General features: G+C 69.2%; 7 protein-coding genes. 2 read left to right on the forward strand and 5 right to left on the reverse strand.

The window, feature by feature from the left end; translation table 11 throughout:
- Positions 1-10: 10 nt before the first annotated feature.
- Positions 11-1639, forward strand: a complete 1629-nt coding sequence (gene pgm, locus EPO52_RS08640; protein WP_290804760.1) for a phosphoglucomutase (alpha-D-glucose-1,6-bisphosphate-dependent) — start codon at positions 11-13, stop codon at positions 1637-1639.
- Positions 1640-1843: 204 nt separating this feature from the next.
- Here pgm and EPO52_RS08645 read toward each other — a convergent pair whose 3' ends face one another.
- From EPO52_RS08645 to EPO52_RS08665, 5 genes are all read right to left on the reverse strand, one after another.
- A complete protein-coding gene (locus EPO52_RS08645; protein ID WP_290804763.1) occupies positions 1844-2833 on the reverse strand; it encodes an alpha/beta hydrolase in 990 nt (329 codons plus the stop codon).
- A 121-nt stretch (positions 2834-2954) separates the two neighbouring features.
- Positions 2955-3869: an amidase domain-containing protein gene (locus EPO52_RS08650; RefSeq protein ID WP_290804766.1), complete on the reverse strand. Its 915-nt coding sequence runs from the start codon at positions 3867-3869 to the stop codon at positions 2955-2957.
- A gap of 81 nt (positions 3870-3950) precedes the next feature.
- Complete coding sequence (locus EPO52_RS08655; RefSeq protein ID WP_290804769.1) at positions 3951-4385, reverse strand: type II toxin-antitoxin system VapC family toxin; 435 nt, start codon at positions 4383-4385, stop codon at positions 3951-3953.
- A complete protein-coding gene (locus EPO52_RS08660) occupies positions 4382-4618 on the reverse strand; it encodes a type II toxin-antitoxin system prevent-host-death family antitoxin (protein ID WP_290804772.1) in 237 nt (78 codons plus the stop codon). The genes EPO52_RS08655 and EPO52_RS08660 overlap by 4 nt, the downstream gene beginning before the upstream one ends.
- Before the next feature lie 33 nt (positions 4619-4651).
- On the reverse strand, positions 4652-5545 hold the full coding sequence (locus tag EPO52_RS08665) for a M15 family metallopeptidase (RefSeq protein ID WP_290804774.1): 894 nt from the start codon (positions 5543-5545) through the stop codon (positions 4652-4654).
- A gap of 233 nt (positions 5546-5778) precedes the next feature.
- Here EPO52_RS08665 and EPO52_RS08670 point away from each other — a divergent pair, with 233 nt between their 5' ends.
- On the forward strand, positions 5779-11865 hold the full coding sequence (locus EPO52_RS08670) for an Ig-like domain-containing protein (RefSeq protein ID WP_290804777.1): 6087 nt from the start codon (positions 5779-5781) through the stop codon (positions 11863-11865).
- Positions 11866-11886: the final 21 nt, after the last annotated feature.

Raw genomic sequence — 11886 nt, forward strand, 5'->3', positions numbered from 1 at the left:
ACTTGGCATCATGCATGAGCGCGCCGGCACTGTAGCCCTTCCCGAAGACCTGATCGATGTCGACGCGCTCGTGGGCGCGTACTACGACCTGCATCCCGACGTCACCGATCCTGAACAGAAGGTGATCTTCGGCACGAGCGGACACCGCGGCTCGTCGTTCAACACGGCGTTCAACGAAGACCACATCGCGGCCATCACGCAGGCGATCGTGGAGTACCGCGCCGCGCAGGGCATCACCGGCCCTCTCTTCATCGGTCGCGACACGCACGGGCTCTCGAAGCCCGCCGAAGACACGGCGCTCGAGGTTCTCGCCGCGAACGACGTCACCGTGTGGAGCGACTCACGCGGCAGCTGGACGCCGACCCCCGCGGTCTCGCACGCGATCCTGGCCTACAACAAGGCGGGCCACCACGACCAGGCCGACGGCATCGTGGTGACGCCCTCGCACAACCCTCCCGCCGACGGCGGCTTCAAGTACAACCCGCCGCACGGCGGCCCCGCCGACTCCGACGCCACCAGCTGGATCGCCGACCGCGCCAACGAGCTCATCGCCGGGGGTCTCGCCGACGTGAAGCGGGTGGGCCGCGGAGCGGCCGTGGCATCCGGAACCTACGACTTCCGCGAACACTACGTGGCCGACCTCGTGAACGTGATCGACCTCGATGCCATCCAGAAGTCGGGCATCCACATCGGCGCCGACCCTCTGGGCGGGGCTTCTGTCGAGTACTGGGAACTCATCCGCGACCGGTACGGGCTCAACATGGAGGTCGTGAACGAGACGGTCGACCCGAGGTGGGCGTTCATGACGCTCGACTGGGACGGCAAGATCCGCATGGACTGCTCCTCGCCGTATGCCATGGCTTCGCTGGTGGCGCGCCGCGCGGGGTACGACATCGCCACCGGGAACGACGCGGATGCCGACCGGCACGGCGTGGTCACCCCCGATGCCGGCATCATGAACCCGAACCACTACCTGGCCGTGGCCATCCAGTACCTGTACTCGCGGCGCGAGGGCTGGAACATCGACGCGGCCATCGGCAAGACGCTCGTGTCGTCGTCGATGATCGACCGCGTGGCGTCGTCGCTCGGCCGCACCCTCTGGGAGGTTCCGGTGGGCTTCAAGTGGTTCGTGCCGGGGCTGATCGACGGATCCGTGGGGTTCGGCGGCGAGGAATCCGCCGGCGCATCCTTCCTCCGCTTCGACGGCTCGGTGTGGACCACCGACAAAGACGGCATCCTTCTGGCGCTGCTGGCGTCGGAGATCCTGGCCGTCACGGGCAAGACGCCGTCGGAGCTCTACGCGGAGCTGACGGAGGAGTTCGGCTCGCCCGTGTACGAGCGCATCGACGCGGCCGCCACCAAGACGCAGAAGGCGGCGCTCGCGAAGCTCGACGGCGACTCCATCACCGCCACCGAGCTCGCGGGCGACCCGATCATCGCGAAGCTCTCGCACGCGCCCGGCAATGGCGCGGCCGTGGGCGGGGTGAAGGTGGTCACCGAGCGTGCCTGGTTCGCGGCGCGGCCGTCGGGCACGGAAGACGTGTACAAGATCTATGCCGAGAGCTTCGTGGGCGCCGAGCACCTGGCCGAGGTGCAGGCCGAGGCGAAGCTCATCGTCGACGCCGCGCTCGGCGCCTGACCCCTTCACCCCCTCCCCCTCCCTCGGGTTGCCACAAGATGTGGCAACCCGGAGTGCCAGGCCACCGTTTGTGGCAACTCGATTCGCCTGACGGAATCGACTTGCCACAAGGTGTGGGCTGAGGCGTTCAGTTGCCACATCTTGTGGCAACTCGCGAGGCGGGAGAGCCGGCCCCAGCCGTGGCTGCAGGCCGGCAGGAGCGGGTCAGGGGCGGCGGTAGGCCTGCCACAGGATGCGCGCGTGCGCGGTCTTGGCGCGCTGCACGCCCGCGTCGTCTCCGCGGAGGGCGCTGAACCACTCGGCCGCCCGGCTGCCGAGTGCTCCCAGGATCAGCGCGGGGCCCGCATCCCGGATGCGGGGCAGATCGGCCTCCTCATCGCTCATCCGCCCGCGCTGCCGGAGCGTGCCGTCGAGGTGCTCGAGCGTCAGCTTCGCCACACCCACGGCGTGCGCGTTGATCACCGAGTGCGCGGCGCCTTCGATCTCCCACCGGCTGGCGTCGCGCATCCGCTCGACGAGACGTGAGTGCAGGCGACGGGTCGACGTACGGTCGAACTCGCCCCGGATCAGCAGGACGCGGGCCCCGACGAGCGGCACCCGGTCGATCAACCGGTAGCGCATCATGTGGGGCAGCACCGTGAGGAAGTACACGACCCCGCACAGGATGTAGGCCGAGAGCGCCGTCGCGGCGACGTGCGCGGTCTCCCGCGCCGCCGACTGTGCGAAGCGGATGCCCTGGGTGACGACCTCCGGATGCGCATCGTCGATCACGGGGCTGACCAGCACGGCGCGTGTGATGCCCGGGCGGGAGATGAGCAGCTCGGTCACCACCTGAGTTCCCATGGAGTGACCGATCACGACGGGGTCGACGAGCCCGTAGTGGTCGAGCACACCCTCCACCTGAGCGGCGAAGAACGCGGCCGTGGGTTGCTCCTCGGGGCGCGGCATGCCCGCGAAGCCCGGGAGGTCGAGGGCGTAGACGTCGCCGCGCTCGGCGAGTGTCGGGGCGAGGAACTCGAAGTAGGTGGCGGCCACACCGACACCGCCGACGAGAACGAACGAGAGGGGCGCGGGGCTGCCGTCGCCCTCGCCGGTCATCGCCACCCGGGTGACCCGCGTCTCACAGCCGGCCGTGCGCACACGGTCGACGATGAGGTCGATGGGCGCCGCATCCTTGTTGTCGCTCTCGGTCATCGCTCCAGGATGCCAGCCCGCGAGCCCATGCCCCCTCCCCAGATCCGTCACAATTTGTTCGAGCGAGCCCGATTTCGAACAAATTGTGACGGATCTGGGAGGGGGGAGGGCGCGGCGGGGGCTACGCGATCGAGTAGAAGTGGGCCGTTCCGCCCGGCTTCTCCACGGTGACCGCGGTGTCGAGGTCACGGTAGGTCGAGTCGAGGGTGTGACCCACCATCGCGATCGAGATGCTGCCGTCGGCGTTGTGGGTGATCTTCGAGATGACCTGGGTGTGGTCGACCCCGTTGTCGTTCTGCGGGTCCCAGTCGATCATCACCACATCGCCGATCTTGAGCTGCGAGCGGTCGGTGAACTCGTAGCGCGTGGTGTCGTCGCGGGAGGCGTAGTAGTCGTCCATCGGGTTGCCGCGGATCCAGCTGTAGTTGTAGTCGCCCGTCGTGGCGTAGTCGCTGTACCAGTCGGCGTTCTGCGTCCACCCGCGGGCGAGCATGGTCTGGTTCACGAAGTTGCCGCAGTCGTTGTCGGGGAACTCGCCCCACTCAGCGAGGTTGTAGTCGCTCCAGTAGGTGAACGCATAGCTCATCTGCGAGTCGACGGGGGTGAGGATCTCGTAGCCGAAGGCATCCGCAGCGCTCGTCTGTTGCGAGCCGTCGGCCAGGGTGACCGTGACCGAGACCGCGCCGACCACGAAGTTGAAGGAGGCGGGCGTGACCGCCGAGATCGTGGCGTCGTCGACGACCTCGAACGAGGCGGCCGGTTCCGTGCCGAAAGCCACCGCGGCGACGGATGAGGCGCCCTCGAATCCGGCTCCGGCGATCGTGACGGCCGTGCCGCCCGACAGCGCTCCGGATGCGGGCGAGACCGCGCCCACCGACACGATCTCCGCGGCGGCGGCGGAGTCGCCGGCCTGCACCTCGCGCGGGGTGCCGGCATCGGAGGAGGAGGTGTCGGCGGCGCATCCGCTCAGGGCGAGAGCGGCGACGGCGACGATTCCGGCGAACAGGGAGGCAGGCGACTTCATGCGGAGGGGCATCGGCCCATACGAACACATTTACATTTGTGTCCCCTATGAGGGGGACAACACCTGTCGATCTCCCGTTCGACCGAGGTCGACTCAGGCGGCCTCGACCGGGATGACCCGGAGGCCCGCGATGCCCTCGAAGTCGTGCGGATTGGCGGTGACGACCGGGAGGTCGTTCGCGAGGGCGACGGATGCGATCAGCGCGTCGTAGGCACGAGCGGTGGGTTTGCGGCCCGAACGGCGCAAACCCGCGGCCACCTGGCCGAAGGCGCGGGCGGCCGCGGCATCGAACGGGAGCGGGTCGAAGTCGGCCTCGGCCTGCTGGAGGTGTGCCTGGCGAGCAGCGCGCGTGGCGTCATCCGTCGCCACAAGCGCGCCCACGCCGAGCTCGGCGAGCGTGATGGCGCTCACCATCAGCACGTCGGGCAGCACGGACGAATCGGCGAGCCGGCCCAGCAGGATCACGGCGGAGGTGTCGAGCAAGCCCTGGGAGACGAAGCCCACATCGACCGGGCCGATCGGCGTCACAGCGACGGATCGATCAGTTCGTCGAGGTCGGCACGCAGTGCGGCGGGATCGACGAGCGGCAGATTCTTGCGGCGTTCGATCAGTCGCCGTGTCGACGCCGACAGCCGCGGCAGGGGTCGCAGCTCGGCGACCTGAGTGCCGTCGCTTGTGACGGTGAGGGTTTCACCTCGAGCGACGCGGGCGAGCACCTCGCCCCCATGGTTGCGCAGTTCGCGCACGCTGACCTTCTCCATGGGGCCAGTGTATCACGCGTGATACACGCGAGGCTAGCCGGCGTAGTCGGGGGCCGCCGGGAGACCGAAGAACTCCTCGAGGGTGCCCACGCCCGTGGTGTGCATCTCGGTGGCCAGGGGCACACCCACCCAGCGGTAGTGCCAGGGCTCGAACTCGTAGCCCGTGATGGGGGTCGCGCCATCCGGATAGCGCAGCACCCAGCCGAACCGCCAGGCGTTCGCGGCGAGCCACTGGCCCGCGGTGGTGTCGGCGAAGCAGCGGCCGTCGGTGGAGCATCCGGAGACCGTGTCGAGGATGTCCATGGCCATGCCGGTCTGGTGCTCGCTGTACCCGGGGCGTGCCGAGGTGAGGTCGGCTCCCGCGACCCCGAGCGAGTTCACGTAGTAGTCGTAGGCCCGCACCTGCACGCTGTAGGAGCGGTAGCCGCTCTGCGCCACCAGCTGCACCCCGGTCTCGGCGAGCGCCGTGTGGAACATCTCCTCGAGCGACGCGGCCGCATCGGCACGCATCTGGTAGCCGTTCGGGTTGGGCATGTCGGATGGCAGGTCGACCAGATCCGGCGGTTCGTAGGCGGCGCCATCGGCGAGCGGCCGCAGCTTGTTCACGATCACCCAGGGGCTCGTGGGGTCGTCGATCGAGTACGCCGCCTTGTCGAAGGCCGGCGCGGCGGATGGTTCTGGGGTGAATTCCGGAGAGGGGATGGCGGGAACGCTAGCAGAGGGAGTCGGCGAGGCGCTGGGCGACGACGGCGCCGGCACCGCGGCCGATGGAGACACGGCCGCCGAACCGCCGATCGGCAGCACCCCGGTCGCGAACAGGGTTCCGACCGCCACGATGGCGGCCACCACGAGAGTGGCGACGGCGAGGAGGATCGCCCGCATGCGACGCGCACGGCGGCGCGACAGACGTTCACTCGACCTCGACACCGGGCCAGCCTAATGCGGCAGGGCACGATCATCCCTGTGCGCGCAATGGGGAGAACTCCCCCACGGCTGAGCCGCTCTCGTGTTGGACACGTGTCGTAAGCATGCTTGAATTACCCCTGTGCGGGGCACGTCCCACCCGAAGGGGCGAGCCGCAGATCACGCGGGTCAACCCATCCCGTCGATCCCGTTCAGCCTTGCCCTCGATCCAAGACGACCGACGATTCGGGGACCGTGTGAGGCTGTTCGAAGCGATCCGACGCCGCAAGGCGACGACCGCATCCGTCGCCGTGGTAGCCGCGCTCTCCGTCGGCGTCACCACGATGGCGTTCCTCTACGACGGCGTGAAGACCGCCGACGTCGAGCTCAACGACGGCGGCGTCTGGGTCACCAAGCCCACCGGTCTGCTCCTCGGGCACCTCAACCACCCCGCGCAGGTGATCGACGGTGGACTGCGCACCTCCTCCACCGACTTCGACGTACTGCAGCGGGGCGACACGGTGCTGCTCCTCGACCAGTCCGGCGCAACCCTCACCCCCGTCAACCCTATGACGGTGGCCCTCGAGAACCCGCTCAACCTCCCGCCGGAGGCATCCGTCTCCCTCGGGGGCGAGGAGGTGTCGGTGCTCGACCGCGACACCGGCCAGCTCTGGGCGGGTGCGTCGTCCGAGGCCTCCTCGCTCAGCCTCGATCCCGAGGCGCCGCTCGGCTCACTCGGCACGGGGGCTGCCGCCGTGGTCGATGACGCCGGCACCGTGCACGCCCTCTCCACCGCCTCGAACCAGCTCCTCACGTACACCCCCGACGACATCGCGCTCTTCGCCGCCGACCCGACCGTGGCGGCCGAACCGCAGAGCACCTCCTTCCCCGAGGTGGAGGAGGGCGCACAGCTCACCCTCACCAGCGTGGGCACCCAGGCCGTGGTGTTCGACGCCGCGACCGGCACCGTCTACCTGCCGGGCGGCGGCACGGCGGTCATCCCCGAGGCGGAGGGCGGAGTCGTGCAGGCCTCGGGCCCCGCATCCGACGATCTGCTGATCTCGAGCGATCGCGCTCTCATCCGTCAGCCGCTGAGCGGTGGCCAGGCCACCATCGTGCAGACGTCGGGTGAACCGGGCACGGCAGCCGCTCCGGTGTTCCTCAACGGATGCGCCTACGCGGCCTGGTCGGGCTCCGGCACCTACCTGCGCGACTGCTCGGGCGACGCCAACGACGTCGAGTCCACGGTCGGCGGCCTCGCCGCGAACGCAGAGCTGCGTTTCCGGGTGAACCGCGACGTCGTGGTGCTGAACGACCTCTCCACGGGAGCCGTGTACCTGGTGAACCAGGACATGAAGAAGGTCGACAACTGGGACGACATCGCCCCGCCGCCGGAGAAGACCGACTCGGAAGACGAAGACGACTCCACCGAGGAAGAGCTGCAGGTGCTCCTCCCCGACCGCTCCGAGGAGAACACCCCTCCCACGGCGGTCGACGACTCCTTCGGCGTGCGCCCGGGCCGCACCGTCATCCTCCCCGTGCTCGACAACGACACCGACCCCGATGGCGACGTGCTCACCGCCTCGCTCCAGGGCGCGCAGCCCTCGATCGGCGAGGTGCAGCGCATCCTCAACGGCGCGGCGCTGCAGATCATCGTGTCGCCCGATGCCTCCGGCAGCGCCCGCTTCACCTACGAGGCCGATGACGGCCGAAAGGGCACCGACACCGCCACCGTCGACCTGACCGTGCGCACCCCCGAGCAGAACAGCGCCCCCACCCAGAAGCGCGTCTCCGACGTGCTCACCGAGGTGGGCGCCACGGTCACCCACAACGCGATCCCCGACTTCTCCGATCCGGATGGCGACGACCTCTACGTGGTGAGCGCCTCCGCGGCCGCCCCCGACCAGGTGCAGTACCGCCCCGACGGCGAGATCACCTTCACCAGCCTCGGCACCGACACGGGCCCCAAGGATGTCACGGTCGTGGTCTCCGACGGCCGCGCCGAGACCACGGGCACCATCCGCTTCCAGGTGCGCGACTCGGGCTCGCTCGCCCCCATCACGAACATCGACCTCGTGGTGGCCACGGTCGGCGAGCGAACCACGGTGGCGCCGCTCGCGAACGACCTGAGCCCATCGGGGGCTCCTCTGCGACTGGCGAAGGTGGCACCGACCGACGGCGGCCCGATCGAGCCCGACTACACCACGGGCACCTTCGACTTCACGGGAATCGCCGCGGGCCAGTACTACGTGCAGTACCTCGTCTCCGACGGCCCGAAGACCGCCGAGGGTCTCGTGCGCATCGACGTGAAGGAGACGGCGAACACCGACGATCCGCCGATCGCCGTGCGCGACACCGCCCAGCTGCCCACCGGCCGCTCGACCCTCGTGAACGTGCTGGCGAACGACACCGACCCCAACGGCGGGATCCTGGCCGTGCAATCGGTGCAGGTGCCCCAGGACTCGGGCGTGAGCGTCGAGGTGCTCGAGCACGAGATCCTGCGCATCACCGACCGCGGACTCGCGGGCCCGCTCACCATCACCTACACCGTCTCGAACGGTGTGGCGTCGGCCCGCGGCGAGGTGTTCATCACGCCCATCCCCGCGCCCGACCGTCTGCTGCCGCCGGTGGCGGAAGACGACAGCGTCACCGTGCGCGCAGGCGATGTCGCCACCATCCCGGTTCTGGCGAACGACCACCACCCGAACGGCGACACGATCACCCTCTCGCCCACACTCATCGACCCGCTGATCGACCCCGCCGACGGTGAGATCTTCGTGTCGGAGGACGTCGTGCGCTTCAAGGCCGGCCCCGAGCCGAAGACCGTCTACGCCACCTACGAGGTCGTCGACTCGCAGGGCCAGAAGGATGCGGGTTACATCACCATCCGCATCGTCGGCCCCGACGACGGCACCAACTCGCCGCCGCGGCCCCAGGATGTCACGATCCGCGCTCTCCAGGGCACCACGGTGCGCATCCCCATCCCGCTGAACGGCATCGACCCCGACGGCGACTCCGTGCAGCTCGTGGGGCAAGACTCGGCACCCACCAAGGGCCGCATCACCGAGGTGGGCGAGGCCTGGCTCGTGTACGAGGCCTATCCCTCCTCGATCGGCACCGACACCTTCACCTACACGGTGCGCGACAAGCTCGGCGCCCGTGCGACCGCCACCGTTCTGGTGGGCATCATCCCGGCCAGCGAGGCGAACCAGGCTCCGTACCCGCAGAAAGACCTCGTGTCGGCACGGCCCGGCCGCACCCTCGCGGTCGACGTGATGGCGAACGACTCCGATCCCGACGGCGACCCGATCGCCATCCGCGACGGCGGTCTGGAGGCACCCGACGGCGTGACGGCATCCGTCCAGGGCGGCCGTGTCATGGTGACCGCGCCGAACGAACCGGGCGACTACTCGATCATCTACACGATCGTCGACCGGTGGGGCGCGACGGCGAAGGGCACCCTCGTGCTCACCGTGAGCCCCACCGCGCCACTCGCCGCTCCCATCGCCCGCGATGACACCGTGCCCGTGGCCGACATGATCGACCGTCCCTACGTCGACGTGAACGTGCGCGAGAACGACGACGATCCCGACGGCACGATCGAGGCGCTCACCACGTCGGTGGCCGCCTCCGAGGCCACGGCCACCGCACTGCCCGACCAGAACCTGCGCATCGACCTGCTGCCCACACCGCAGATCGTGACCTACACGGTCACCGACCAGGACGGGCTCACCGCCTCGGCCTTCGTGTCGGTACCCGGTCTCGACAGCCTGCCGCCCGTGCTGCGCCCCGGCATCGAGCCGATCGTGGTGAACGACGGCCAGACCGTCGACATCGAGCTCTCCGACTACGTGCTCGTGGCCCAGGGCAAGACGGCGCGCATCACCGAGACGGCCAAGGTCTCCGCCGCGAACTCCAACGGCGACGCCCTGGTGGTCGACGAGAACACGATGCGCTACACACCCAAGCCGCGCTACGACGGCCCGGATGCGCTGAGCTTCGAGGTCACCGACGGCACCGGGCCCGATGATCCCAACGGCAAGAAAGCCGTGCTCGTCATCCCCATCACCGTGATCTCCGACTACAACACGCCCCCCACCTTCGTGGGCGCGAGCGTCGACGTGGCCGCCGGCGACGGTGAGGGAACCGTCGATCTGCGGTCGAAGTCGGTCGACCCCGACGACGGCGACCTCGAGAAGCTCAGCTACACGCTGGCCGGCGGTCAGGGTCAGGGCGTCACTGCACGGATCGACGGCTCCACCCTCGTCGTCACCGCCGCCGCGAACGCACCCCGCAACCCGTCGACGCTCGACATCGACATCTCCGACGGCGTGAACCCGCCGGTGCGCGGCCAGGTCACCGTCAACGTGCTCTCGACCACGCGCAATCCGCCGTCGGCCACCGACGACCTGGTGCCGCAGGCGGCCCAGGGCAAGACCGTGTCGGTGCCGGTGCTCTCGAACGACTACAACCCCTTCCCCGACACCCCGCTCACCATCACGAGCGCCACCGTCGAGACGGGCAACGGGTCGGCGAACATCACGGGCACCTCGATCGACGTGACCCCCGCCGGCGACTTCGTGGGCACGATGGTGGTGCGCTACGCGGTGCAGGACGCCACGGGCGACCCGGCCCGGGTGGCGGATGCGCGCATCCAGCTCACCGTGCAGGGCCGCCCCGACGCCCCCGCGACGCCGGGCGTGACGAGCATCCAGGACCGCACCGTGGTGCTCTCCTGGACCCCGCCCGTGAACAACGGCGCCGAGATCACGAGTTACACCGTCTCGAGCCCCCAGGGCTACTCGAAGACCTGCGCTTCGACCACGTGCACGCTCGACGGGCTCACCAACGACGTGGAGTACACGTTCACCGTCACCGCCACGAACTCGGTGGGCGTCTCCGACCCGTCGCCCTCCTCGGCGCCGGCGCGACCGGATGCCCGTCCCGACCAGCCGGCGCCGCCGACCCTGGTGTTCGGCGACCAGAGCCTCACGGTGAACTGGGTCACACCCTCGACCCACGGCTCGGCGGTCACGAGCTACAACCTCGAGATCTCACCCGCACCCGAGCGCGGTGCACCCTCCCGCTACGGCGTCACGGGAAACACCCTGAAGTGGGACGGCCTCGCCAACGGAACCGCCTACACGGTTCGCGTACAGGCCGTGAACAAGGCCCCGGAGCCCTCCGACTTCAGCGCCTTCTCGGCGGCCGAGATCCCGGCGCGAGCTCCGGATGCCCCGGCCGCGCCGTCCACGTCGCGCGTCGACTCCGTGGGCGCCCAGACCCAGATGAACGTGAGCTGGAACCCGTCGGCCGCCAACGGAGACGCCATCTCGAAGTACCGCCTCACCATCTACCAGGGCGGCTCGCCGATCAATGCGATCGAGGTCACCGGCACGTCGCAGACGGTATCGGTGCCCACATCCGAGACCAGCTACACCTTCACCGTTGCGGCCTACAACAAGGCAGGCTGGGGTGCCGACTCCGCGCAGTCCGCCGCGCGCCGTGCCTTCAACAAGCCGGGTGCGCCCACGAACGTGAGCGCAGCGGAGGGCAACAACTCCATCACGATCACGTTCAACCCCGGCGCTCTGAATGGAGCCTCCAGCGGTGAGGCGAGCTACCAGTACTCGCTCAACAACGGAACCTGGAACAACTTCGCGGGGAGCGGCTCGTCGGTGCCCGCATCGAACAACGGCACCTATACGGCGCAGGTGCGCATGGTGACCTCGGCCGACGGCTCGAGCTACACGAGCGACGCGAGCTCTCCGAGCAACGCGGCGTCGCCCTACGGCCCGCCGAATGCTCCTGGTGCGAGTGCCACGGGGGGCGACCAGCAGGTCAGATTCAACTGGTCCGATCCCGGCCGGAATGGCCGCGACTACCGCGTGCAGATCAACGTGGGCAACGGCTGGCAGGATGTCGCCGCGAGTGGCTCGACCCAGGTGAGCGCCGGCTACAGCCAGCAGAAGTGCTTCACCGCGCGCACCGTGGATGCGACGGGGGCCATCGCGAGCTCGCCTGAGCGCTGTGCCACCTCCGACAAGAAGCCGAAGACCACCGCGGTCACGGTGAGCCGAGGCTCCAACCGCACCGGCTACGCGGGCTGTGGAGACCCGTCCTGCTCGCTGATCCGCGTCACCATCTCGAACGGTGAACCGAACTCGACGTACACCGGAACCGTGTACACGAGCGGCAACAGCTTCGACGACATCACCGTCACCACGGACGGCAACGGAAACGGCACGGCACAGACCGGCAAGTACTGGGGCTACCCGGGAACCACGGTGCGCGCCGAGATGAACGGACCAGACGGACGCACGGACGGTTCGACGAGTTGGTGACGGCCTCCATGACAGCCCACG

It is taken from the genome of Herbiconiux sp. (assembly GCF_004297105.1).
GTDB lineage: Bacteria > Actinomycetota > Actinomycetes > Actinomycetales > Microbacteriaceae > Herbiconiux.